The organism is Oribacterium sp. oral taxon 078 str. F0263, assembly GCF_000469565.1.
Lineage (GTDB): Bacteria > Bacillota > Clostridia > Lachnospirales > Lachnospiraceae > Oribacterium.
Genome location: NZ_KI273127.1, coordinates 11,643 through 36,818, shown reverse-complemented (window position 1 = coordinate 36,818; position 25,176 = coordinate 11,643). Strand labels below are relative to the sequence as shown.

Below are 25,176 nucleotides of genomic sequence, written 5' to 3'. Positions count from 1 at the left end.
GCGTAGCTTTGGAGGGTGTACTTATGGCAAATCAGACAGTGATAAATCCGGCTTTGCAGGGGGCGTCATCGACGATCATCAATCGCCATCTGCAGGATTCGTCTTCAACCGTGATTAATCAGGAGATCTCTTTGCAGTACGACGCTCAGAACGGGGATGCTCCCGGTACAGGGCAGCCGATCAATGAGGGGGATGAGATCTGCGGAAAATACAAAGTTATTCGGCAGCTCGAGCTGTCTTCGGGAGAAGCGGATCTATATCTTTGCACCCGCAATGGGGCGGAGTACGTGGCAAAAGTATATAAGCGGAAATTTGCGATCAAGCAGGAGGTCATGAACAAGCTCATGACCATTGATTCGCCGTTTGTCGCGAAGCTCTATGAGCTGGAGTCGCACAATGGGTTCCCTGTAGAGATCCTGCATTACTATGCGAAAGGCAGTCTCCAGGGGAAACGATATTCAGAGGCTGAGCTTTTGAAGACGATTATTCCCAATATCAACGAGGGATTAAAGGCGATTCATGAAGCAGGGATCATCCACAAGGATTTGAAGCCCTCAAATATCATGCTGAATGCGGATGGGGAGACGGTCTCTATCATTGACTTCGGAATTAGTTCCGCTGTCGATGGAGACAATATGATTCTTGTGACAAAGACCGGGATGACTCCGGAATACTCTGCTCCGGAAACATTTAAGAATATCTTTTATGAGGGTTCGGATTACTATTCCTTTGGAATTACTCTTTTTGAGCTGTTCTGCGGATATACGCCCTATGCCAATATGCAGCCGGATGAGATTGAGCAGTATGTTTCTGTGCAGAGGATCCCGTTCCCGGATGAGATGCCCGCGCTCTTACAGGACATTATATCCGCGCTGACTTATTGCGATATTACAAACCGCAAAAATAAAAATAATCCAAACCGGCGTTGGACATATGAAGAGGTAAAGAAGTGGCTGGATGGCGAGAGCCTTGTGATTCCGGGGGAAGGAATCGGAAATGTCGACAAGGGCAGCATGCCTGCATTCAAATTCCTGGGAGAGGACTTTACAGATCCGGCCGCACTGGCGGCAGCTTTTGCGAAGAACTGGGAGGAAGGCAAGAAACAGCTGTTTCGCGGCCATGTGACGGCGCATTTCAGGACGTTCAACCAGGAACTGGCAAGAAAATGTCAGGCAGCGGAGGAAGAGGCCGGAAAGGAAAATGGCAAGGACGATATTATATTCTGGCGGCTGCTCTACCAGATCAATCCGAAGCTGAAAGGCTTCTATTGGAAGGGAAAGGCCTTTGAAAGCATTGCTGCATTTGGAAGAGATGTGTTGGAGCGTCTTTGGGATAAAGATGAGTCCCAGTTTCCGTATTATGCCACGGTTCTCTCTGAAAAGATGCTCTCTGCCTATGTGAATCAGATCGCACCGAGGAATGAAAAACTCAAAAAGGCCGCTGCTGCGATAGAAGACTCCTATGAGCTGGAGTTGATTAACGGGACAGACATGAAGCGCAGCTATTATCTCATGGCGTATACCTTATCCGGGCAAAAGCTTCTGCTCTTAAACGGAGAGCAGTTCCGCACTACGGGGGAGCTGGCAAATTATATGAGAAGCGTGTTGGATGAGTCCTTTGAACGCTTTGAGTCGCTTTGCCATAAACTTATTGATTATGATGGCAATCTGGATTTTCAGCTTGAAACCTGGCTGATCGCGATTGGAAAGCAGAAAGAGATTGATAAGTGGCGTGCTTCAATGAATTAAAAGCCGAGGGAGAAGATGCAATGAGCGGACCGAAAATATCTGTATATGATCTCAGCGGCCCGGCAAGGAGGGTGTTTGTCGGACTGATGCAATGCGAGCAGCAGGGATTGCTTTACGGAGAACAGATCAAACAGCTTCTTGCCGGCTGTTCCGGCATGGACAGAGAACTGGATCAATCACTGGCGGTATTGACTGTCCTCCAGAGAAAGTATGGAGGACAGGAAGAAGCGATCCGAGAGATTCAATCCATACGGCAAAGTATGGATCATGAAAGAAAACGGATTCAAAGCGAGTTTAATCGGAATATCCCCCATGTCTTCCATAAATACGTTATATCCGAGGAAGCCCTGGATAAGAAAAAGCGGGAGCTTGAAAAGCTCGCCGCGATTAGAGATAAGGCACAGGCGCTGAAGGAAAAGCTTGATAAAGCGGTCGGAGCGGGAAAAGAAGCCGGTAAAAACGAACGGAAGAAGACGCAGCAAGTCATTGCGGACTATCTGAATGACGGCGATGGAGAGATGCCGGAAGGACCGGACGGACGGGATTTATCCATGCGTGCATCCGGCATTGCAGAGGATATCAGCAGCGTCTTATCGTTTGATATGTTTGATGCATCGGAAGAAGATCATAGCTTTGAGGATAGAAAAGAAGCAATCCGCAATGAGCTGGCGGAGCTTCTAAAGCGCAACCTGTCTGAGGAGCTGGTATATGAAGTCAGAAATGCCATAAGTAATCTGGAAAGCATAGCGCGAGCGGAGCAACTGGACACATTTGACAGTATTACCGTGAAGAAAATCTTTCGTGATCTGGAATCCTATCGGCTGGAGTGTAAGAGAAAGAAAGATGAATTCCAGGAGGCACTTTTGCGCTACCGGATGCTCTGTGACATGGCCGGCCGAGTGGAAGACAGAGAGAGTATATTTTCCGATAAAAATATTTTGGACAAAGCAATCGCCGAGCTGGAAAAGATTGTTGTGAAGCAGAAGGAGCAGGCTTATATCGCGGATTGTGTAGACGAAGTCATGCATGATATGGGATATGATCTCATAGGCTATCGACAGGTACGAAAGAAAAGCGGCAAGCAATTCAAAAATGAGCTTTACCGATTCGGAGAAGAAACGGCCATCAATATCACATATTCTCCGGAAGGACAGATTTCCATGGAGTTGGGAGGTATCGCCAGGGAAGACAGAATCCCGACAGCGGAAGAGACGGATGTCCTTACACAAGACATGGAATCCTTCTGTGGTGAGTTTGCCGAATTTGAGAAGCGAATGAGGGAAAAAGGGGTCATCGTAGGAAACAGAATTGCCCTGATGCCTCCGACTACTGACTATGCTGCGATCATCAATGTGAGCGACTACGAGATGGGAAGCGGAAAGCAGGTGACAGAGATGAATGTGACACAGAAACGGAAAAAAGGTACCGGTGCGAAGCAGGTATTCAGGAGGGGAGAATAATGTCACTCGAAAAATATAAGATTTGTCCTGCTTGCGGAGAACACAATCCGCCAAGTCTTCTGGAATGCAGAAAATGCGAAGCTGACCTCACCGGGATCAAAGTCATGGACATGTGCCTGGAACAGCAGGAGAAAGAAGCCCGGAGAGTGGCTGAGCAGCCGACATCCGGAAATACAGAGCCCGTACTGGTGCGTGTTTGCGAATGTGGAGCACATAATCCGCCTCAGGCAAGAAAGTGCAGGGAATGCGGAGAGGATATTTCAGATATTATGCCGATAACCGTCACGCAGGATAAGCAGGCATTTTCCTATGAACTGACGGCAATCGGCGATGAGTTTACGGTGACGCTTGATCAGCCTGTCTGTATCATCGGACGGGAATCCGGGCTGAAGGACTATCTTGACAGTAAGATGTACGTCAGCAGACAGCATGCGAAACTTACCATCGTTGCCGGAAAAGTTTTAATAGAGAATTTGAGCAATACCAATAAGACATTTATCAATAATAAAATGATTCCCGGTTCAGAGCCCATATCGCTTGCAGATGGGGATGAGATCGGTCTTGGAGGGACAGAGATTGGTGGACAGCGGCAGAATCAGGCAGCCTATTTCCTGTTCCATGTGAAATCATGAATGTGGCGAGAATTCTGTACCCGGTAGAAGTTCTGGGGCCGGGGAAGCGACTTGGCATCTGGGTTTGCGGCTGCAGAAGAGGCTGCAAGGGATGCAGTAATCCGGAACTATGGGTGCAAAAGCCGGAGTATGAAGTGACGGTAGAAGACATCATGAGTCTGGTGAGCAGGATTTCCGACTTACATAAGATCGATGGCTTCACGATAAGCGGCGGGGAACCAATGGATCAGCCTGAAGGACTTTCGCAGCTTATTACACAGCTTTCGGCGTATTCCAAAGACATCCTGATTTATACCGGATACCGCATAGACGAGCTGAAGAAGAGAGAAGATCCGGCGACGAATATCATTTTGTCCCGGGCAGCGGTGCTGATTGATGGAGAGTATCGGGAGGAAGAGAACATGGATGTGCTGCTTCGTGGATCATCCAATCAGAGAATTCACATCCTGATTCCGGAGATGGCAGAAGGCTATGAGAAGTATCTGGCATCAGCACATAATCAGATTCAGAATTTTACTACTTTAAACGGGGTGGTTTCGGTAGGGATACACAGAAAAGGATTCAGCGGCTGAGGCAGCTGAGAGGAGGCGGAAATGTCCGATTATATCGCAAAATGGCATCGTGAGCTGGCTATATTTTGCAGAATAAAGCCGATGATCATCGTGGAAGGGAACGTGTTGGACGTATATCAGTATCCGACGGAAGGAAGTATCTCCAAAGGCAGTATTCTGCGGCTGCCGGAATATCTTCACTATTACTTCACGGATCTTGGATATAAGACGATTGTATTTTATGACAGCATGCAGGGCTTTTATAACTCCTGTGAAGAGGGGCATATCGATGCGTTTGCCCGGATGATGGATTCCAAGCTGGATGGCCGTTTTATCCACTGCGATTTTAAGGGGAAGTCCAATTCGGCGACCTCTATCGTCAGAACGGCCATCGGTCAGAACCAGGTGCCGACTGCCATCATCATGAATCTGGCATCGAGATATATTACTTCCCCGGATAATGTGGATCAGGCAGAGGTGGACAGTTTTACCAATCTGCTGCTGGCATCTTTGGAAGGAAAGGATGTGCGTACTGAGGGCGAAACACTTAAGAATATTGTTGTCATGATTGTAAACAAGGTCAATGACATCCCCGCATGGTTCTATCTGGATAATCCGAATGTAAAAACAGTCAGCATCAGTACGCCGTCCAAGGAAGAGAGGGAAGCCCTCATCAAGGGGGAGAATTTCGCCAGCTTTTTTTCGGCAGATATCTATGATGAGGATATTCAGTACTATGAGAAACATCCTGACGAACTGGAAAAGGTGCAAGATAAATTTGCAGGGCTGACGGAAGGGTTTTCCTTCACGGAAATCAATGGCTTACGGAGGCTATGCAAAAACGAGAGAACCCATATCCGCCGGATGTCCTCGATTATTGATTTATATCGCTATGGCGTGAAAGATAATCCGTGGGATTCTTTGGATGTGAACGAATTGAAGACAGCAAAAGAGGATTTTCAGAAGCGTGTAAAGGGACAGGATTTCGCTATTGTGAAGACATTGGACGTCATTAAACGAGCAGTGACCGGCATGTCCGGACTGCAGGGCTCAGCGCATGGAAAGCCGAAGGGAATCCTCTTTTTCGCGGGACCTACCGGTACCGGTAAGACAGAAATGGCAAAGACTCTGGCTGAGAAACTCTTTGGAGATGAAAGCTGCTGCATTCGTTTCGACATGAGTGAATACAGTCAGGGGCACAGCGATCAGAAACTGCTGGGAGCACCTCCCGGATATGTGGGATATGAAGCAGGCGGTCAGCTGACGAATGCTGTGAAGAACAATCCTTTCTCCATTCTGCTCTTTGATGAGATTGAGAAGGCGCATCCTACGATTTTTGATAAGTTTCTTCAGATTCTGGAGGATGGCCGCATGACGGATGGGCAGGGGAATACAGTTTATTTCTCTGAGTGCATTATTATCTTTACCAGCAATTTGGGAATTTATACCCGCAATGAAATGGGAATTCGCGAGCCGAATGTTACGCCGGATATGGAATACCCGGAGGTGCAGAAGAGAGTGCGTCAGGCGATTGAAGATTACTTCAAGCTGGAGCTCGGACGGCCGGAGATTCTGAATCGTATCGGAGAGAACATCGTTGTATTTGACTTCATTCGCCCGGAAGTGGCAGAGTTGATTCTGAAAGCACAGATCGAAAAGATCGTTAAGAATTTGGAAGCAGAGAAGAAGATTCGACTTGTGATTGCGGAAAATGCATATGCCAAGCTGAAAGAAAAAACATTGGAGAATCTGGGAAACGGCGGCCGTGGTGTGGGGAATATCGTAGAAAGTCTCCTGATCAATCCTCTTTCCAGATATCTGTTTGACGAAGATATCAAAGGCGATGTAAAATTAATAATCCGGGACATTGGTGCTGAAGATCTGACATATACACTGGAATGCAGCTATGAGTCAATTTGATAGTTTATGGTTTCAAATATCAAAGATTCAGAATGCGCTGGAACCGAAAAATCTTCAAAAATAACTGCGGAAAGATGCTTCAACGCAGATGTGTACGATACGGCATCAATGAGAAGAAGGGCAGCAGCATTTGCGGGTAGCTGAAAATAGATTTTGTTTGCAGCACAGCTCAGAGCATTAAGATCGACATTTCGAGATGTGATGCCATTACTCCGGCTGCGGTAGAATGTGAATTGCCGTCTATTTTTGAGAAGAGAAAGATCGGACTGCGGGCCGGTAACATGGTAAATGAACTGTATATGTGCCATGAATGATAAGCCCCAGTTATACAGAAGGAGGATCTCATATGCTGGAGACGGGAATCAAAGCGCCGGAATTTTCCTTGCCGGATCAGAACGGAGAAATGAGAAGTCTGTCGGATTATCGGGGACAGAAGCTTATCCTCTATTTCTACCCGAAGGATATGACTGCCGGCTGTACAAAGCAGGCCTGTGCGTTTGGGGAACTGTACCCACAGTTTCAGGAGAAAGGCGCGGCAGTCCTTGGTGTGAGCAAGGACAGTGTGGCTTCTCATAAGAAGTTTGAAGAGAAATATGGCCTGCCGTTCACGCTGCTTTCCGATACGGAAAAAGAAGTAATTCAGGCGTATGATGTCTGGAAGGAAAAGAAGAACTATGGAAGGGTCTCCATGGGTGTTGTCCGGACGACCTATCTGATCGATGAAAATGGGATTATCGTAAGGGCGTTCGATCAGGTGAAGGCCGCTGATAACCCGGCGCAGATGCTGGCGGAGCTCGGATGAGGATCATAATTTCTCCGGCAAAACAGATGCGGACGGACAGGGATTCCTTTCTCTGTACGGAACTCCCCGTGCTTATGGAGAAGACGGAAATCCTGAAAGAATGGATCCGGGGCCTAAGTTATGATGAGCAGAAAAGCTTATGGGGCTGCAATGATAAGATTGCCCGGCTGAACGCCGAGCGATTTTCGCATATGGATCTGCGGAGGAACCTGACAGCGGCGATTCTCGCCTATGACGGGATTCAATACAGCTACATGGCACCTGCGGTCTTTGAGGACGGCCAGTATGCTTATCTGCAGGAGCAGCTGCGGATTCTGTCGGGCTTCTACGGTGTCGTCAGGCCAATGGATGGCGTAGTGCCATACCGTCTGGAAATGCAGGCGAAGGCAGCGGTTTCCGGGTATAAGAATCTTTATGATTTCTGGGGCGGAGATCTTTACCGGGAAGTCATGGATGAAAGTCACATACTTATCAATCTGGCATCGAAGGAGTATTCCAAATGCATCGAGAAGTACCTGCAGCCGAAAGATCGTTATATCAGCTGTGTCTTTGCTGAGGAAAAGGGCGGTAAGATCGTGCAGAAAGGGGTTTATGCCAAGATGGCCAGAGGAGAGATGGTTCGATTCTTGTCCGGTATTCACGCAGAGGATCCGGAGCAGATAAAGGACTTCAACTGGAGCGGCTACCGCTTTGATGAGGGAAGATCCTCGGAGACGGAATATGTCTTTCTACGGTAAGCGATCCCGGAAAAGGGATCCTTTTCCCCTTTTGCATTTGGGGATCGAAATTTTGCAGCTTGGAAGAGGAGGTATTGAAGTCTATTTACGGCTGTGCTAACGTCTATAACGATGCACGGGAGGGTAAATAGAATGAAAAAAGAGAAGATCACAAAGCCTTTTACGCTGGTAGCTGCAATATACATCCTTTATTTCATACTGCGTGTGATGGACCTTTTTATACTTCGTACCGATCAGACTTGGGTGGGGGAGGCCATCATTCACAAGCTGCTGGGAATTGTTATAATGTCGATCATCGCCTGCAGACTCGGATTTAAGCCTGAGGAAATCGGATTTTCCAAAGGGAAAAGCATTCTCAAGGTATTTTACGGTCTGGCTTTTGGGTTTGCTGTATATGGAATCGCCTATGCAGCTGAAATAATTATGGCAAAGGCCGCAGGCTCCTTCGATTCACTTAGATTCTATGTAAGCGCCTACGCGATTGATAAAAACAGCGGAAACAGAACGGGATTCCTCTTTTTTATCCTCTGCATTATCGGAAATGTGATAAATGTGCTTATGGAAGAGGGGAACTTCCGAGGATTGTTTCCCGGGATTTTAGGAGAGAAATATGCTTTTGCCAAAGCAGCAGCCATTACGTCGGCGCTGTTTGGATTCTGGCATATTGTTTTGCCTCTCAGAAACTATGTGGATAGAGAGCAAAGCTTCAGCGGAATGATCGTGCAATGCGTACTTTTACTTGTCATAAGCGCACTGATCGGATTAAAATTTACGATCTTGACAAAGATGAGCGGCAGCATTTATATGAGTATGGGGGATCACTTTTTCAACAATACCATAGTCAATCTTTTACACGTGGTGACGAATACCGGTGCCGACGAGATGATGACTGCCAGGATTTTTATCGCTCAGTCTCTTTCCTTCGTCCTCGTGCTTATTTATTACTGCAAATGGCGGAGAACCAATGCGTTTAATACTGAGAGAGAGGCAGGATTTAGAGCATCCTGAGGTTATCATCGAATATCGTGAGCTGACGGATGGGGTGAAACGAGTGTCGGCTTTTGTCCGCTCGGTGGATCAGAGCATTTCCTGTAAAAGAGAAGGTGAAGAGTTTTCCATTCCGCTAAGCGATGTGTTTTACATAGAAAGTGTAGATAAGAAAACCTTCGTATATGGCGAGACTGAGGTTTATCAGACAGGCTTAAGGCTTACCGAGCTGGAGAAAATGCTCTCACATGCGGGTTTTGTGAGGGTCAGCAAATCGGTAATTTTAAATATCGAGAAGCTTCAGGGGGTCAAGAATCTGGCTAATTCAAGACTTGAGGCATTTCTTTCCAATAATGAGAGAATCTGCGTAAGCAGAAAGTATCTTAAGGAGATCAGAGCAGTGCTTTTAAGGAGGAACGCTTGATGAAAAAGGCCATTCTGAATATCTTTGCCATGACCGGAATGACTTTGACAGTGCTTTCCCTGGTGGCACTTTGCTATCATGCCAGCTTCCTATGTCTTGACACGGTTTTTCAGGCACTGGGGCTGAATGCGGTAATTTACGCAGGGATATCCCTGCTTAATAGTATTGAATTTCGCTATTATCTTGCTGAGATTGCTTTAAAGCTATTGTATTCCATCTCGCTTGTGCTTATCAGCGGGATTATTTTCGGCTGGTATTCGAGTCTATCGACCCCTGTATTATGCTTTATGGTTCTTGTGATGCTGGTTTTATGTGGATACCTTGACATGCTTAGCATTAAGAATGAGGTAAGAGAGATTAATGATTTAATAGGAGAGAATTATTAGGGATATTTCAACGTTATGTCCGATATCCCTAAGTGCTGCGGAGAGCTTTGCCAATAAGGCATCTCTTTGATAGGGTATAGGAAAAGGTATTTCCTTCTGATCGGGGCAGAAAGGTGCAGTCCATGGCGTACAGCGAGCTGATCAAGAATTTTGAGAAAATCCGGTCCTATATGCGTGACTTCTATGTCTACGGCTTTCGAAGCCGCGGCGACTTTGAGCAGAAGAGTGCCCGCAGCTATGATAATGAACGCCGCAGGATCGAGAGCTGGCTCGGAGATTCCATGTCCTTCCGGCAGGATGCGTCCGGGAAGAGAGTTTTTATTTCCGTGGATCAGCGGGAAGTGCCCCATAATCCATTATACAGGGCCCTGAAGGCGAAGAGCTTTACCGATATGGATCTTACACTGCACTTTTATATCCTTGACGTGCTCGCAGATGGAGAGAAGCTTCCGCTAAGGGGTATCGTAAACCGTGTACTCGCGTCTTGTCAGGAGATCGCGGGGGAGGAATTTCTGCCGGATGATTCCACGATCCGCAATAAGCTGAAGGAATATGCTTCTCTTGGAATTCTAAAGGCGGAAAAGCGTGGAAAGGAACTGCTTTATTATCGAAATGATGCGCCTTGGGATAGGGAGGGCTGGCGGGATGCGGCGGCATTTGCTTCTGAAGTCATGCCGCTTGGGCTTATCGCTTCCCAGTTGCTCGACAAAATGCCGGAGTCAGCGGACTATTTCGGCTTTAAGCACCATTATCTTCTGAATGCCATGGATTCAGAAGTTTTGGAAGGAATTCTTCTTTGCCGTAAAGAGAAGAAAAATGCATTGCTTACATTTTCCACAAGGAAAGATAAGGCTGGAATGCATCAGGCCCTGGTTTACCCGCTGAAGATTTATATCAGCGCACAGAACGGAAGAGAAAATCTCCTCGCCTACAGCTTTTGTGAGAAAAGACCCTGCATGTATCGTCTGGACAGGATACATTCCGTAAGGGCAGCAGACGCTCAGCCGGATTCGGAAAAGCTGGATTACGCCGGGGAACGGTTTTCAGAGCATCTTTGGGGGACTTCAGCCGGTTCGGGCCGCGGCAGAAGATTGCAGAAGCTTACGATGAATATCCATATTGAGAAAGAGGAGTATTTTGTCATAGACAGGTTAAAACGGGAGAAAAGACAGGGAGCGCTTGTCCGGATCGATGAAAATACCTGGCAGTTTACGATTGACGTATATGATGCGAAGGAAATGCTTCCGTGGATACGGACGTTTACCGGCCGGATTGAGAGCCTTGTATGTACAGAGCCGGAAGTGACGAAACAGTTTTATAGAGATCTTCAGGAAATGGATCTGCTTTATGGAGGCGAGGGCAGTGATTTTTCATGAGCTGTACAGCACGTATTATAATGTTGTCTCCGAGATTCTCACTGAGGCCGTCCGGGGAGAATTGTCCGGAGAACGAATCCGGAAGATCGTAGAGGAGAAGGCCTATCTGGAAAGCGGACTTTCGATTCCGAAGGCGCTGGAGGAAAAGGAATGGCCGCTTCTTCGAGAGAATTATACGACGCCGATAGAGCATGTGCCGACGATGCCGCTCACGGAGGTTCAGAAGCAGTGGATGAAAGCGATTTGTCAGGATCCGCGCATAAGGCTCTTTGATCCTCCGATTCAGGAGCTTAAAGATACGGAACCGCTTTTTGAAGCGGGTTTTTTTGTCTGCTTTGATCGCTGTTCAGATGGAGATCCCTATGAGGACAGTCTTTACCGGGAGCATTTCCGCCTTGTGCTTCTTGCCCTGAAGGAAAGGAGAGGGCTGCGGCTTCGCTGCCGAGGAAAACGCTGTCGGCTGTATATCCCCGAAAGGCTGGAGTATTCCGCAAAGGATGATAAGTTTCGACTGATCGCGCATTCTCCGAAGGGAACGCCATATGTGATCCGGATGTCCGGCATCTGTCAGCTGAGCCTTTCAGAGAAGCTGGCGGAGGAGGAGGCGGGCGCCAGGGCAGAGAAGGAAACCGTGCTGCTGGAGCTTTCGGATGAAAGAAATACTCTGGAACGGGCCATGATCCATTTTTCCGACCTTGAGAAAGAGACCGTGAAACTGGATGATACGCATTACAGGATCGCGCTGCGCTATAGGAAAGATGACGAGATGGAGATCCTGATCCGGGTTTTGTCATTTGGCCCGAAGCTTCGGGTTTCCTCTCCTGAGAGTTTTGTACGGCTGCTCAGAGAGCGGCTCAGCATGCAGAAACGATTGAAAGGCTTCAGATCCTGACGAATTCGCAACTTTTTTTCCATGACTCACGTTTTTCTTCCTGATAAGATAGGTGCATCAAAGGTTCCGACCGCGATCAGCGGCTCAAAGTACGGAGAATCCGTCCTCTGGGGAAACTTCTTAAAGATAAAGACACTGCCAGCAAACATGGGAGACAGAGATGCGATGTACAGAGCGTCCTGACGGATTCCGATATCCATCGGCGTCTGATGAATCAACAGTGTCTTGTAATGGGAAAAGGTTCTAGGAGAGACGGATTTTATTTTTTGCAGCTATTTTATATCTAAAGAGGAATCCAGGCGGCTTGATCGATGTGTATCCGGAGGGGAGAGTCATGTTGGAGCTCTTAAGAAAAGAGGCGAATAGAACGTATACAGAGAACGATGCCCTGAGCAACGTGAGCACGGGCTCAGAATGCCTTGATCTCTTCGCGCTCATCGGAGCCCTCCGCTTTGCATCCGAGGAAGATATCATAGGCCCTTTTTTGCGTGCGTATGCCGAGGATGCAAATATCGCGGTAAAAATCCTGTTCTTTGCCCGCGATATTCGCGGCGGGCTCGGAGAGAGACGGCTGTTTCGCGTCTTATTAAAGTGGCTTTCGGACAATGAGCCTGAGGCATGCAGAAAAAATCTAGCCCTGATCGGAGAATATGGAAGGTATGATGATCTTCTCTGTCTTCTTGGTACTGCCTGCGAGCGGGATATGATGGATCTAATTCGCATACAGCTGAAAAGGGATCAGGAAGCAATGTCCTCCGGAAAGCCTGTGTCACTCCTTGGGAAATGGCTGCCGTCGGTCAATACTTCCAACGCAGAAGCGGTCCGCATGGCAAAGAAGATTGCCCGCGCCTTGGCCATGACAGAGGCACAGTATCGGAAGCTTCTGTCTAAACTTCGCCTGCAGATCCGAATTCTGGAGAATAATCTTCGGGAGAAGGACTATAGCTTTGATTATGAGAAACAGCCTTCCAGAGCGCTTTTTAAGTACAGAAGGGCCTTTCAGAGAAATGATTCCCGCAGGTATCAGGCATTTTTAAATGCCGCTGAGACGAATCCCTCCGTGCTGCATACGGGAACGCTTGCACCATATGACATCATCGCTCCTGCCATTTCAGGCGGAAATCTGCGCTCTCTCACAAAAGAAGAGCGCAGAAGCATGGATATCAGCTGGAATGCGCAGCCGGACTTTACAGCCAACGAGAATGTGCTGGTGGTCGTGGATGGTTCCGCTTCCATGTATTGGGGAGGGACGCCTCTGCCGGCCGCGGTGGCGCAATCCCTTGGGATCTATTTTGCGGAGCGAAACAAGGGCGCGTTTAAGGATCATTTCATTACCTTTTCGAGCACGCCGAAGCTTGTGAAGGTGAAAGGACGGGATATTGCAGAGAAGCTGCGCTATTGCATGCAGTTTAATGATTGCAGCAATACAGATCTGGAGAAGGTATTTGACCTGATTTTGAATACCGCTTTGAAGAATCATCTGCCCCAGGCGGAGCTTCCTGTAAAGCTGTACATCATTTCCGATATGGAATTTGACTGCTGCAGGAACGCGGGAATGACAAATTTCCAGTCCGCAAAGAAGAAATTCGAGGAGCATGGATATCTGCTGCCGCGCCTTGTGTTTTGGAATGTCCAGAGCAGAAGGCGTCAGCAGCCGGTTACGCGGAATGAACAGGGGGTATGTCTTATATCCGGCTGCAATGCACGGATCTTCTCCATGCTGAAGACGGATACATTGGACCCGTACCATTTCATGCTGCAGGTTCTGAATTCGGAGCGCTATGCGCCGCTTGCAGTATAGCGCACTCGGAAAGAAAGCGATGCCATGCTTTGCAGCGAGAACCAACGCGAAAGCATGTTTAGGAACGATAAAACAGAGGGACAGCGGGATATTTTATGATCTCGCTGTTTTTTTTATTGCATGGAAAACCTTTATATGGCAGAAAAATCGACTAATAGTCGAAAATATCTTGACATCGGAATTCGCACAGCCTATAATAGAGAAAACCGACCAATAGTCGATTATAGGAGGCAAATCATGAAAAAGGGTGAACGGAGAAAAGAGGAGCTGATTAAAATCGCATATAAAAAGTTTCTGGAAAAGGGCTATGAACAAACCAGTGTGGATGAAATCATAGAAGAGGCGCATATTGCCAAAGGAACGTATTACTATTATTTCCAGAGCAAGGAAGAGATGCTTGAAGAAGTAGTCGAAATGATGCTGGAAAATGGCTCGGAGCGGGCCGTAAAAGTGTCGAACTCCACTCTTTCCATTCCGGAAAAAATCGTCGGCACCGTGCTCGCCTATCGGCCGATGGCGGATGAGCTGGTGATTCAGGATACCCTTAATCGGCCGGAAAATATTTACCTGCACGATAAGGTTTACAAAAAACTGATTTCCAAAGCGGTTCCTCTGATTTCTGAGATAGTAAGGGAGGGTATCCGGCAGGGAGTCTTTGACTGTGAGCAGATTGAAGAACATGTAAAGATGATACTCATTATAAGTTCTCAGCTATTCGACAGCGGTGATTTCACAGCGAATGACGTAATCGCATTTATAGATATCGTTGAAAAATCATTCGGTGCGAAAGCGGGAACAATGGGCTTTATCAGAGAATTGATCGGAAGGAGGAAATGATGGGGAAGGAAAAGGACAGCTACCGATACAGACCGATACTCTTCTTTATATGCGCGTATCTCTTTACCTGGATTTTTTGGATTCCGGCGATCTTTTTGCCGGAAAGCATCAGCCCCTTCCTGATGTTGATCGGACTTATGGCACCTGCCGTAGTCTCTACTGTTTTTGTCATGGCATCGGGCTCAGATGCACTGAAGCAGGACCTGAAAAATAAGGTTTTCGGCTTTTACAAGGTGAAATGGCGGAATGTTCTTTGGGCAGTGATCGTATTTGCGATCATAATCGTCTGCTCCATCCTCTTATCCCTCCTTTTCGGACAGTCGTTGGATCAGTTTTCCTTTACGAAGGACTTTTCTTTTACCGGTGTCGGCATAGCGGGTGCGTTTTTTACCATTACGGTCGCCGCAATCATCGAGGAAGTGGGATGGAAGGGATATTGTGAGGATTCGATCGGGAACTACATGAACTGGTTTTGGGAATCCATGATCTTCGGAGCGCTCTGGTCCTTCTGGCATTTTCCTCTCATTTTTATTCAGGGAACGTATCATGCCGGTCTTATGGTGAATCCGCTTTATGCAATCAATTTCTTTGTGAGTGCAGTGCCTATGGGCTTTGTTATCACATGGGTGTACCTTGTGAGTGACCGTTCCATATTGGCCTGCATGATATTCCATTTCTTCGTGAACTTCATGCAGGAGAAGATCGCGATGACTCCTGAGACAAAATGCGTAGAGACGATAGTCATTACACTGGCTGCCGCGATCATAGTTTTGCTCAAAAAAGATATGTTCTTTGAGAGCGATCATGTTGGAAGACTTCTTGCAATGCAGGGCGGAGAGAATCATGATAAATAAAGCGAATAATTACGGGAAGTTCATATTGCTGTGGGCAGGCGAACTGATTTCTCAAATCGGAGGTGGTCTTAGCAGCTTTGGTTTAGGCGTCTATGTTTTCAAGCAGAGCGGACGAGCCTCCGACATGGCGCTTATCACTCTGTTTGGCTTTCTTCCCAGCCTCCTTTTGAGCGCCCCGGCAGGTGTCCTCGCGGATAAGTACGACAGAAGGCTGCTCATGATGATTGGCGATGGATGCTCCGGCGCAGGCGTCGTTTTCATTCTATTTTGCATGATAAACGGCGGGGCAACGCTTATCCAGATTTGCATCGGGGTATTCATCAGTTCTATTTTCGCTTCTCTTCTGGAACCGTCCTACAGAGCCACAATTACGGATTTGCTGACGAAAGAGGAGTTTTCAAAAGCGAGCGGGCTGGTATCCCTGGCGGGAAGCGCAAAATATCTCTTTTCCCCTATCATCGCAGGCTTTCTTCTTAGCATCTCTGATGTGAAGCTGCTTTTGCTGATTGATATCTGCACATTCTTTTTGACAGTACTATCCACGGCAGTCGTCAGAAGAAACATTGACAACAAGAAAACGGAAATAAGAGACAGGTTTTCTATCCGTCTGAAGGAAGGATGGCAAGCCGTATATGAGAGAAAAGGCGTATTCATGCTCATCATGGTCACATCGGTCATTACGCTTTTTATGGGTGTGTTTCAGGTATTGGCAGCTCCTGCGATATTATCCTTTTCTGATTCCAATACTATGGGCATTATGGAAACGATATGCGCCTGCGGAATGCTTGTCTCCGGAATGATCTTAGGGATATGGGGAATCAAGAGGCAGTTTATAAAAATCTTAAGTATATCCCTTGCCCTCGCCGGCGTTTTCATGGTCGGCTTCAGCGCTTTTGAGAGTATACCGTTGATGTGCGTCTTTGGATTTTTGTTTTTTGCGGCTTTGCCTTTCGCCAATAATTGCTTGGACTATCTTGCGAGAACGAATATCCCTGATGAATTTCAGGGAAGAGCCTGGGGCTTGATTGGTTTTCTATCCCAACTTGGCTATCTCGCCGCATATGCCGTATCAGGCCTTGCCGCTGACTTTTTAGGAGCGTTAAGCGGACGTGGGGTGGGGCGAGGCTCTGCCATGATAATCGGGATTTCAGGAATCTGCCTCATTGGCATTGCGGTCAGTATCCCCATGATCAAGAGGATACGAAATCTCGATAGATAAAGATCGTATATGGACTATATCTTCTGCGAAATTTGTTCTATTTTTAGGCGCGCATACCGGTGATGTCGTACAGCGAATCGTCGCCGCCCATGGAGGGAATCGCGCCGCTTTCGCGAGACAGCTTGGCATCAGCCGTACTACACTCTGGCGCTATCTTGGCAAACTCGAATCAAGTGATTCGTCTGAACAATCATGATTTCTCGTCTGTATTAGGAAGAGCTTCCCTGCTCTCAGCCGGAAACAGCGTGAAGTTTTTTGCGGGATACATTGATTAATGAAAAGAGAGCGACCGGGCTCTGTGATAAAGTACTAAGCGGGCAGCTGAAAGGCTGTCCGCTGTGGTATACTAGTATCGCAGCAGTCATGGCTCAGAGGGTATTATCTATCGAAAAGGGAGAATCATTTATGAAATATACGAAGCATCTTCCGAAGACAGATAAAAAACTCTCTGAAGAGCTGAGAGAAGCAGGCTGGCAGAGGATCAAAGAACCGGGCAGTCTTCCGCTGGCCGTGCCAGGATATTTTTATGGAAAGCTCAGCTTCAGAAGGAGATCGTTCATGCATGAATTAACGAAACTCATCCGTCAGGATATGCGCCCTGCCCTGGGAGTCACCGAGCCCGCCGCGATCGCTTTCTCCGTCGCAGCGGCCAGAAGGCATGCCCCCGGCATCGTCCGGAGGGTGACACTGCGTCTCAACAGCGGAATCTATAAGAATGCCTTCACCTGCGGCATTCCTTCTTCCGATGAGCTTGGAAACTTCCATGCCGCGGCGCTCGGCGCCGTAGGGGCCGATCCGGAGAAGGGGCTGGAGTGCCTTAAGGGCATCAGCCCGGAACAGGCCGAGAGCGCAAGGGCCATGGTAAAGGCAGGGAAAATCAGGGTCGAAATGAGTGAGATCAGCAGCCGTATTTTCATTGAAGCGACGGTGGAATCGACGGGAGGCAGTGCCTGCGTCACCATCCGGGATGCCCATACGAAGATCGTTAGGATCACGGAAAATGGACGCACCGTCTTTGAAAAAGAGTCTGCTGAGCCCTCTGGGGAGGGGAGCAGCGCACTCATCCACAGCTATACCCTGAAGCAGCTTCATGACTATGCTCTCAGCGTTCCGCTGGAGGAGATTCGATTTATCCAAGAAGCGTTTCAGCTCAATTATGCCCTGTGTGAAGCGGGGCTTAGCAGCAGGAAAACTCGTTTTTCCCGCTATTTGCTCGAAAAAAACGGAGGCAGAATTATCTCGGAAGATGAGCAGAGGACTGCCTCGCTGCTTTGCAATGCCGCGATCGAAGCCCGTGTCCTGGGGCTTTCGGAGCCGGCGATGAGCATTACCGGGTCCGGTGCCCACGGCATCATCGCCACCATGCCGCTCTATGCTGCCGCTAAGGTCAGGAGCTATTCCGAAGAGCAGCTGCTCCGGGCGACGGCCTTGAGCTTCCTGGTCTGTATGTACATTAAGGAGTACTCCGGGAAGCTCTCCGCCTTCTGCGGCTGCGCCATTGCGGCCGGGACCGGCATGGCCTGCGGACTCGTTCTGCTCCGCGGCGGCAGCACCCGGCAGATGGCAGAGAGCATCAATAATATGGCGGGCAGCATCACCGGCATGATCTGCGACGGAGGGAATCAGGGCTGCACCATGAAAGGCGTGGTCGCGGTGGACGCCGCGTGGCAGTCGGTGGAGATGGCGATGCAGGATGTTTTCATCGATAGTGTTCACGGCATCAATGCTGTAACTCCGGAGGAGACCATGCGCAATATGGGATACATCGCTTCCCCGGGTATGGTGGGCACGGAAAAGACGATTGTCGATATTCTGAGGGAGAAAAGGATGGAATAAGAAGAGACTCTTTGCCCCCGCCGGGCAATACTGTTGCAATCCTTTTCGATCTTTGCTATAGTCCCGATAGAAAATTTTCCGGGGAGGCAAGGTTTCCCGGGGATGTAAGTGGAAAATCACAGAAATCATCCGATGCCGCTGATCGAATCTCATAGAAAAGCAAGCTGCTCTGCGAAAACAGTGAAATGGATTTGCCATGAAAAAATTCCTGTCTCAATATCCTCTTGCGGCCAGTATCGTTTTAACGGAAGCGGCGGGGACGCTGGGGATATTTTTTTACACACTGATCAGAGATTTTGTCCGGGGATCCGTATCGGACTTATCTGGGGAGTCGGTGATGGCAGCGATTCCGGCGGCTGCTCTCATCAGCGCTCTCCTTTTTTACCCGCTGGTTCTGACAGTATGTGAGGCGGTATTTTTGTTTTTGGAGGCAAGGAAGCATCCTGTGGAAGCCGCATGGCATTTTGATCAGGCGGCGATCTGGTACGGACTTTTTCTGGAAGTTTTCTATGCCGCACTGATGAAAGAGATCACGGGGGCAGACTGGCAGGTACAGCTCTCGAATGGAGAAACGCATACTCCGATCTATTCCGCTGCGGCTCCCACCATTATCGTGATCTTCCTGCTTGCCTTGGCGGGGTATTATTATCTTAGCTTCCGGCCGATGGAGAAGATGCCGCCCCTTCTCATCGTTCTTTCCATGTCTGCCATGTATCTTGGGATGACGGGACTGATTGTGTTTACCGTACAGATCATGGGGAGGGAGAGGGAGGATCTGATTCTCCTGATTTATCCGATCTGTATCGCGCTCATCATCGCAAGGACGATCCTCCGCAAGGTCCATGCGTGGCCGGAGCTGCCGATGGAGAAGCGAAGAATCCGGGAAAATGCGCTTTTTCGAAGGATCGATCGTCTTTTGTCCGACTCCGGATTCTGGCCGATCTATGCTTTGCTCCTTATGCTGCCGCTTCTTGGGATTTTAATTGCGGTCCTTGTGCTGTTCGGACAGGCGCCGGATTCCATTGTGAAGGCATGGACCGAGACCAGTGACTGGGCATTGTCAGCGAAAGAGGCACCGCAGAATATCTATTACGATGAGCATTATCTTTGTACGGTGGCGGCAGGCGGACACCGGAATGTGGTAAAACCGATCCGAAGGGGCGTCCGGCACGGACATATAGTTATCGTAAATCGGCAGCTTTGTGTGGCGAATGCCTTTGAGCAGCTTCTGGAGGAGAGAACGCCCCGCCTCCACAGAGTGCTCAGGGCCTTTTATGACCGATACGGCTTCCCAATCGCCAGGCTGATCCGCAGCAAATGGGCAGCCGACTTCGTCTATTTTCTCATGAAGCCGCTCGAGTGGCTCTTTGTCGCTTTTCTGTATCTTACGGAGGTCCATCCGGAGAACCGAATCGCGGTGCAGTATATGGGGAAGCTCCCGGAATACAGAAAGCAGCCGCCTGCACTTCTCAACACAAGAGAGAACGGGATCCAAATCAGGGAGACTCTGAAAAAGAGCGAAGGAACAGGAAGATAAAAGGGGACAGGCTCTGTCTCATTCGGGAAAACGGGGGATTTGCTCGCTTTGTGTCCTGTTTTCCTCTGTCCGTCTATGCTATTTTGCATCCGGAGGCAAAGAGATACCTGCCTCTGACGATGTCTCAGCTTTCTGGGAAGGCATGAAACTGCAGGAGGATCTTAGATGGACCAACAAAAAATCGGGGCGCTTCTGAAAGAGCTTCGGAGGCAAAGGGCTGTGACCCAGGAGCAGCTTGCGGAGATGCTGAATGTATCACGCCGCACAGTTTCTCGCTGGGAAACCGGCAGCAATATGCCGGACTTGGATATCCTCATCGAAATAGCGGATTACTATAAGATCGATATCCGAGAATTATTGGATGGTGAAAGGAGAAGCGGGCAAATGGAAGAAGAAATGAAGGAAACCGTATGGAAGATGCTGGATTACAGTAATGAGAAGAAACTGAAGTATATGAGGCGCCTGCATGGCTGCTATATTGCGGCGCTGATCTCTTTTCTCATCTATCTTGTGACGCTCTTTTTGAAGCCGGGAACACCGAATGGGTTCTTTGATTTTGCGCAGGGACTCACGCTGGGGATTTCCTTCGGGATGATTGTCGTTGGTGTCTTGATGACAGGGAAGCATGGGCAGAAGCTCCGTGCGCTGAAAATGCGTTTACTGAAAAAACAGGGACTGATGCAGTGAGCTTCGTGCCGGGAGTATGGCTCGGGTATGCTCTGAATCCGTCTGACAGCAGACTTCTGTGCACCTCTGTGCATAAGATCGGAGGCAAATTTCTTTACAATGCTGACGGAGCTTGTGATATTATAGTTGTAGCGGGCGTGGCTGATCGATTACAATAATCAGGCAAAGAGGATCGTCGATACGTCACGTAAGTGCGAATCCGAATCTAAGAGAAGGATTGTCCGGTTCCATAGGGAAGAGGGAGGGCAGAACTGATGGCGGTATTATTCGACAGGGCAAATCTTTTTCCTGTATTTTCCTTTATCACAGTCCAATCCGTACAATATGGCGGCTTAGCGCAGGTACTTTTGCCTCTGGCTTTGTTTATGAACCTGATCAGCTTTTTTCTCTATGGAATTGACAAGTATAAGGCAGTCCATAAGAGATGGAGGATTCCGGAGCAGATTCTCCTCCTTTCGGCTTTCCTGGGCGGGGCGGCCGGAGCTCTTGTTGGGATGCTTCTGTTTCGCCATAAAACACGGAAATGGAAATTCCGGATTCTGGTGCCGGCAGCGTGTCTTCTATGGGCTCTGCTGATCGTATTTTTGGGAGGACAGGGAAACGAGATAGAAGAAGATAAATTCCCAAAGATGGATGTGCGCTCGGAATCCATCGTCGATGGAAGGCTGAAGACGGTCTGTGCGGCGGCACACAGCCCGAACCGTCCCGAGGGGGAGAATAAGAACCCTGAGCTGATGTGGGAGGAGGTCCCGGGTGCAGAGTATTATGTTGCGATTATGGTGGATCGATCTGCCAGAAACTGGCTCCACATGTTTACGAGCGGCGCGTGGACTACGGAGCTTTCGGAGGCTTCTCTCGGGGAGGATGCTTATGTGGGACCATATCCGCCTCCGGGAACGGGAGAGCATGAGTATAAGCTTTATGTCTATGCGCTTGCGAGGGACCCGTCCGGCATAAAAGCCGGTATGGATGCTCCATGTAATTTCCGCCGTCTTGAGGCAGAGCTTGACCGCTGCGGAGTTCTTGCAAGAGGCAGCATTACGGGAAAGTACGGGCATGGAGATGAGAATCGATGAGGAAGGGAAGTTGACGGGAAAAGGATTGACAACTATGTCCCGGACCAATTCAGATATACTTACAGCTTCGAAAAGAAGATTTCGTGAATAAAGACGCATTTGCAGGCTGTCCCGTCTGAGCGCGGGACAGCCTGTTTCTTTCCCTTCATGGGCGGGCTGTGCTATGATGGTCAGTGCATCTAAGCGGGGAGGATCTTATGAAAGAGGGGCGAAGAGGAGAGCGGAGGGATTTTTGGACAGTTCTGGATGCGGGATATGGGGATGCGAAGATTATAATGGCGGATGGCAGGATCCCCTGCGCCGTGGCCGTGATGAAAAAAGCCGTTATCGCGGAGGAACGGGGATTTTAGAGAAGAAAGTACTGTGATAAGTCCTGTGGGACAGATAGAAGTCGCTGTGAAGAGCTCCGGCTCACGGTGGGCGAGATAGTTTACCGTGCGGCAGGACAGCATTTGGAGGGGATATGTTCAAGATCTTTGAAAAATTTCGGAAAAAGCCTGAGAATACGGAGAATCATCCGACGGGAGATTCCGGCACTTCGTCAGAGCGTTTCACCATGATGCCGGAGAGGATGGAGAGAGGGGAGCAGGAGACTCTGCTCTTCTTTGGAAATGTGCACGGAACAGCGCGGGCGGGGGAGAAGGTCTCCTGGCTCTGTCCGGACGGAAGAGTTGTACACGCGGCGCTCACGCATGTTTATGATAAAAAGAAGAAGGAGCGTTCCTCTGTCAGAGATCAGAAGGCTTATCTTTCTGTCTCTGCCCCGGAGGGAACCGTTTCGGATTGGAAGTACAGTGTAATTAGCGATATACCCTTTCAGATCGAGGCAAAGGTGAGGGAGGCGGTGGAAAATCCCTATCTTCTCGGACTTTTGTATGAACTTAAGAGCTGCTCGCAGGACCGGGAATACAGGAATATCCTTCTCAGGGAGGTCTGTCACGCCCATTATATCATTCCGGTCTATGGGGAGCTCCCGTCCTCTGCCACGGGGAGCGTCACCCTGGATAAGGGAACGGTTTTTTCCCTGCCGTCACTGGGCTATGAAGGGGGATGCGGGGCGCTTCCGGTCTTTACGGATTGGCCCGCACTCGACCTGTGGAAGGCTGCCTTTTTGAAACATAAGAGGCAGACCATGATATTCAGCTTTCCGGACGCACTGAGCATGAGGAAAGAGGATGCAGTTGTAATCAATCCCTTCGGCCCGGTGCCGTTCTTTATGGATCCGGAGCTGATTCGATCGGTCGAAAGCAGCAGCGCCTACCAGAGAGACTTTGGAGAAGCGAAGGTGAGAAAAGTAAAGCTTCCTTCGGAAAGCAGTATCCTTTTGAGCTATCCGGCGATCAATGAGGAGACGGAGGCTCTGAGAGAGAGGCTTTTCCGATATGGGGAAAGCCACAGAGAAGTGGGATCCATTTATTTTCTGCTTAAGGATGATGGAGAGACGAGATCCTATCTTGTGATTGTCGATATTCCGGAAGAGGCGCGGGAAAGGGTATTTCCGCAGATTTATCATAGCTGCCGCGATGTGATGCGAACGACCTTCCTGATGGATTTCATCACTTACGAGAAGGCAGATTTTGCAGAGGAGATTATGAAGAACGGAGGACCTGTCTTTCAGAGGAAATAGCAGCAGTCGTGACGGGGAAGGAAGAAGGAGAGTGGTGCCTGCGCGGTCGGGAGATGTGCTTCTGCGAGGGGGGGCAGGACTTTATCCCGCGATCGGAGAAGAGCCTTTCTGAGGCTGGGATTAGGATCGGGCAGGGACGGAATCCGGCGGGAATTTCTTGGGAAATTGCACAAGAAAGTCCCGCCGGATTCATGGAAATAACGAAAATATACGCAGGCTATTGACGGGACGGGGGAGCGGTGGTATTTTTTGTGAAAAGGTGGAAACCTTTCCACATGGAACGGGTTCCACAGATGCAGAGAAGAAGTATTTTGGTTTTAAAGGAGGAATTTATGAAAAAAAGAGCGATTTCACTGCTTCTCAGCGCTGCTCTTCTTTTGTCCCTGAGCGCCTGCGGCGGCGGAGCGAAGACAGGAGAGGGAAGCTCCGCATCGGGCGGGGAGAAGAGCGGGGAGAGCACTGCCGCGAAGGAAGAGAACGCAAAGAGCGGCGCCGCGGCCACAGTGACGATCTGGAGTCCCACGGATCTTGCGGTAATCGAGCAGTGGTGGACGGAGCATATCGACCAGTGGAATAAGGAGCATCCGGACATCCAGGTGAAGAGGGAGGCGATTGACCGCTCCGATTCCTATGCTTATGAGAACAAGATCACCACGGCGATGACCTCCGGGGATCTTCCGGACATTCTCTTTGTCGATGGCCCCACGATCTCCTATTACGCGGAGAATCAGACCATCATCCCGATCGATGATGTCTGGACGGAGGAGGACAAGAAGGATTTCGTCGCCAGCACCGTGCAGCAGGACAGCTACAACGGACATATGTATGCGATGGGACCGACGGAGTCCTCGGTCGCTCTCTATTACAATAAGGACTATCTCGATGAGGCCGGGATCCCCTATCCCTCGGACACGGATATTCATCAGGCCTGGACCTGGGATCAGTTCTATGAGAACGCGGAGAAGCTCACGACGAAGGATCATGTCGGAACGAATATCATCATGGATAAGGGGGAGGGACTGATCTACGCGCTTGAGCCTTTCTTCCTGGAGGCCGGAGCGGAATTTGTGAATGAAGACGGAAGCTCTGCGGACGGCTATGTGAACAGTGAGGCCTCCGTAAAGACCATGGAATATCTGAACCGCTTCATCAAGAACGGCTATGCCAATATCGATCCGGTGAAGGATGAATTCTTAAACGGCAAGGCGGCGACGCTGCTCGGAGGCTCCTGGAATGTTCAGGATCTTGAGAAATCGAATCTGAACTGGGGCGTCAGCTACTACCCGGTCTCCAATGACGGAAAGGCAGTATCCCCCACCGGGGACTGGTCCGCCGCCATCACAAAGGACAGCAAAAATCCGGAGGCCGCAAAGGAAGTCCTGAAGTGGCTCATGAACACGGAGAACATCGCGTCCTACGCCGATACGATCTCCAAGCCGGCCTCCAGAACTTCTGCCTATGAGCATATGGAGGGCTGGAAGGAAGGAGCGAGAGCACTCTTCCTCTGGCAGCTTCAGAATACCGGTGTGGCCCGGCCCAGAACGCCATCCTATTCCGTACTGTCTCAGGGCTTCTCGACGGCGATCCTGAATGTCTTTTCCGGCACGGATCCGAAGAAGGAGCTGGACACTGTGGCGGCAGATTTCAAGGAAGACTACGATACCTACTATAAGAAATGATATCCGAAATGATGTCTGAAGAAACGATGCCCGATGAGAAATTGAGAAATGATGGATAGAAATTGACTGGGACTGCGGGAAGCGGAGAGAGGTGCAGCGCTTCCGAAG

25 protein-coding genes are annotated in these 25,176 nt (G+C 49.2%); all 25 read left to right on the top strand.

All coding sequences use genetic code 11. The features are described 5' to 3' along the window. The first annotated feature begins 23 nt into the window (after positions 1 to 23). The 25 genes from HMPREF1986_RS09405 to HMPREF1986_RS09295 all read left to right on the top strand — a co-directional run bounded on the left by HMPREF1986_RS09405 (position 24) and on the right by HMPREF1986_RS09295 (position 25,068). Complete coding sequence (locus HMPREF1986_RS09405; protein WP_196806126.1) at positions 24 to 1,748, top strand: protein kinase domain-containing protein; 1,725 nt, start codon at positions 24 to 26, stop codon at positions 1,746 to 1,748. Between the two features lie 20 nt (positions 1,749 to 1,768). Then, positions 1,769 to 3,208 (top strand): hypothetical protein, encoded by a 1,440-nt coding sequence (locus HMPREF1986_RS09400; protein WP_021774602.1) that lies wholly within the window; start codon positions 1,769 to 1,771, stop codon positions 3,206 to 3,208. Continuing rightward, complete coding sequence (locus tag HMPREF1986_RS09395; protein WP_021774601.1) at positions 3,208 to 3,840, top strand: FHA domain-containing protein; 633 nt, start codon at positions 3,208 to 3,210, stop codon at positions 3,838 to 3,840. The genes HMPREF1986_RS09400 and HMPREF1986_RS09395 overlap by 1 nt, the downstream gene beginning before the upstream one ends. Next, positions 3,837 to 4,412, top strand: coding sequence for a 4Fe-4S single cluster domain-containing protein (locus tag HMPREF1986_RS09390; protein ID WP_021774600.1), 576 nt, complete (start codon positions 3,837 to 3,839; stop codon positions 4,410 to 4,412). The genes HMPREF1986_RS09395 and HMPREF1986_RS09390 overlap by 4 nt, the downstream gene beginning before the upstream one ends. Before the next feature lie 21 nt (positions 4,413 to 4,433). Continuing rightward, entirely contained in the window at positions 4,434 to 6,311 is a 1,878-nt protein-coding gene (locus tag HMPREF1986_RS13660) for an AAA family ATPase (protein ID WP_021774599.1), read from the top strand. Positions 6,312 to 6,317: 6 nt separating this feature from the next. After that, positions 6,318 to 6,455, top strand: a complete 138-nt coding sequence (locus HMPREF1986_RS13405; RefSeq protein ID WP_155978800.1) for a hypothetical protein — start codon at positions 6,318 to 6,320, stop codon at positions 6,453 to 6,455. 202 nt (positions 6,456 to 6,657) lie between these two features. Continuing rightward, positions 6,658 to 7,113 (top strand): thioredoxin-dependent thiol peroxidase, encoded by a 456-nt coding sequence (bcp, locus tag HMPREF1986_RS09380; protein WP_021774598.1) that lies wholly within the window; start codon positions 6,658 to 6,660, stop codon positions 7,111 to 7,113. Further along, the gene (yaaA, locus tag HMPREF1986_RS09375; protein ID WP_021774597.1) at positions 7,110 to 7,850 is read left to right on the top strand and encodes a peroxide stress protein YaaA; all 741 of its coding nucleotides are present in this window, start codon (positions 7,110 to 7,112) and stop codon (positions 7,848 to 7,850) included. The genes bcp and yaaA overlap by 4 nt, the downstream gene beginning before the upstream one ends. A 132-nt stretch (positions 7,851 to 7,982) precedes the next feature. After that, the gene (locus tag HMPREF1986_RS09370) at positions 7,983 to 8,858 is read left to right on the top strand and encodes a CPBP family intramembrane glutamic endopeptidase (protein WP_021774596.1); all 876 of its coding nucleotides are present in this window, start codon (positions 7,983 to 7,985) and stop codon (positions 8,856 to 8,858) included. After that, a complete protein-coding gene (locus HMPREF1986_RS09365) occupies positions 8,815 to 9,261 on the top strand; it encodes a LytTR family DNA-binding domain-containing protein (RefSeq protein ID WP_009215066.1) in 447 nt (148 codons plus the stop codon). The genes HMPREF1986_RS09370 and HMPREF1986_RS09365 overlap by 44 nt, the downstream gene beginning before the upstream one ends. Then, the gene (locus HMPREF1986_RS09360) at positions 9,261 to 9,647 is read left to right on the top strand and encodes a hypothetical protein (RefSeq protein ID WP_021774595.1); all 387 of its coding nucleotides are present in this window, start codon (positions 9,261 to 9,263) and stop codon (positions 9,645 to 9,647) included. Before HMPREF1986_RS09365 ends, HMPREF1986_RS09360 begins: the two co-directional genes overlap by 1 nt. 122 nt (positions 9,648 to 9,769) lie before the next feature. After that, a complete protein-coding gene (locus tag HMPREF1986_RS09355) occupies positions 9,770 to 11,023 on the top strand; it encodes a WYL domain-containing protein (RefSeq protein WP_021774594.1) in 1,254 nt (417 codons plus the stop codon). Then, the gene (locus HMPREF1986_RS09350) at positions 11,010 to 11,915 is read left to right on the top strand and encodes a hypothetical protein (protein WP_036600177.1); all 906 of its coding nucleotides are present in this window, start codon (positions 11,010 to 11,012) and stop codon (positions 11,913 to 11,915) included. The genes HMPREF1986_RS09355 and HMPREF1986_RS09350 overlap by 14 nt, the downstream gene beginning before the upstream one ends. A 334-nt stretch (positions 11,916 to 12,249) precedes the next feature. After that, positions 12,250 to 13,716 carry a DUF2828 family protein gene (locus HMPREF1986_RS09345; RefSeq protein WP_021774591.1) on the top strand — a complete coding sequence of 489 codons (1,467 nt, stop codon included), beginning with the start codon at positions 12,250 to 12,252 and terminating at the stop codon, positions 13,714 to 13,716. A 237-nt stretch (positions 13,717 to 13,953) separates the two neighbouring features. Further along, a complete protein-coding gene (locus HMPREF1986_RS09335; protein ID WP_021774589.1) occupies positions 13,954 to 14,553 on the top strand; it encodes a TetR/AcrR family transcriptional regulator in 600 nt (199 codons plus the stop codon). Then, entirely contained in the window at positions 14,553 to 15,407 is an 855-nt protein-coding gene (locus tag HMPREF1986_RS09330; protein WP_036600136.1) for a CPBP family intramembrane glutamic endopeptidase, read from the top strand. Before HMPREF1986_RS09335 ends, HMPREF1986_RS09330 begins: the two co-directional genes overlap by 1 nt. Then, positions 15,397 to 16,626 (top strand): MFS transporter, encoded by a 1,230-nt coding sequence (locus HMPREF1986_RS09325; protein ID WP_021774587.1) that lies wholly within the window; start codon positions 15,397 to 15,399, stop codon positions 16,624 to 16,626. Before HMPREF1986_RS09330 ends, HMPREF1986_RS09325 begins: the two co-directional genes overlap by 11 nt. Further along, complete coding sequence (locus HMPREF1986_RS13775; RefSeq protein ID WP_081688478.1) at positions 16,613 to 16,822, top strand: helix-turn-helix domain-containing protein; 210 nt, start codon at positions 16,613 to 16,615, stop codon at positions 16,820 to 16,822. Before HMPREF1986_RS09325 ends, HMPREF1986_RS13775 begins: the two co-directional genes overlap by 14 nt. A gap of 362 nt (positions 16,823 to 17,184) precedes the next feature. Continuing rightward, positions 17,185 to 18,462 carry an L-cysteine desulfidase family protein gene (locus tag HMPREF1986_RS09320; protein WP_036600174.1) on the top strand — a complete coding sequence of 426 codons (1,278 nt, stop codon included), beginning with the start codon at positions 17,185 to 17,187 and terminating at the stop codon, positions 18,460 to 18,462. Positions 18,463 to 18,799: 337 nt separating this feature from the next. Further along, positions 18,800 to 19,999, top strand: coding sequence for a DUF6688 domain-containing protein (locus tag HMPREF1986_RS09315; protein ID WP_330365150.1), 1,200 nt, complete (start codon positions 18,800 to 18,802; stop codon positions 19,997 to 19,999). 165 nt (positions 20,000 to 20,164) lie between these two features. After that, on the top strand, positions 20,165 to 20,686 hold the full coding sequence (locus HMPREF1986_RS09310) for a helix-turn-helix domain-containing protein (RefSeq protein ID WP_021774583.1): 522 nt from the start codon (positions 20,165 to 20,167) through the stop codon (positions 20,684 to 20,686). Between the two features lie 254 nt (positions 20,687 to 20,940). Beyond that, positions 20,941 to 21,762 carry a DUF1294 domain-containing protein gene (locus HMPREF1986_RS13700; protein WP_021774582.1) on the top strand — a complete coding sequence of 274 codons (822 nt, stop codon included), beginning with the start codon at positions 20,941 to 20,943 and terminating at the stop codon, positions 21,760 to 21,762. 197 nt (positions 21,763 to 21,959) lie between these two features. Next, positions 21,960 to 22,112, top strand: a complete 153-nt coding sequence (locus tag HMPREF1986_RS13175) for a hypothetical protein (protein ID WP_021774581.1) — start codon at positions 21,960 to 21,962, stop codon at positions 22,110 to 22,112. 113 nt (positions 22,113 to 22,225) lie between these two features. Then, entirely contained in the window at positions 22,226 to 23,389 is a 1,164-nt protein-coding gene (locus tag HMPREF1986_RS09300; RefSeq protein WP_021774580.1) for an enhanced serine sensitivity protein SseB C-terminal domain-containing protein, read from the top strand. A gap of 332 nt (positions 23,390 to 23,721) precedes the next feature. After that, positions 23,722 to 25,068, top strand: a complete 1,347-nt coding sequence (locus HMPREF1986_RS09295; protein WP_036600133.1) for an ABC transporter substrate-binding protein — start codon at positions 23,722 to 23,724, stop codon at positions 25,066 to 25,068. Positions 25,069 to 25,176: the final 108 nt, after the last annotated feature.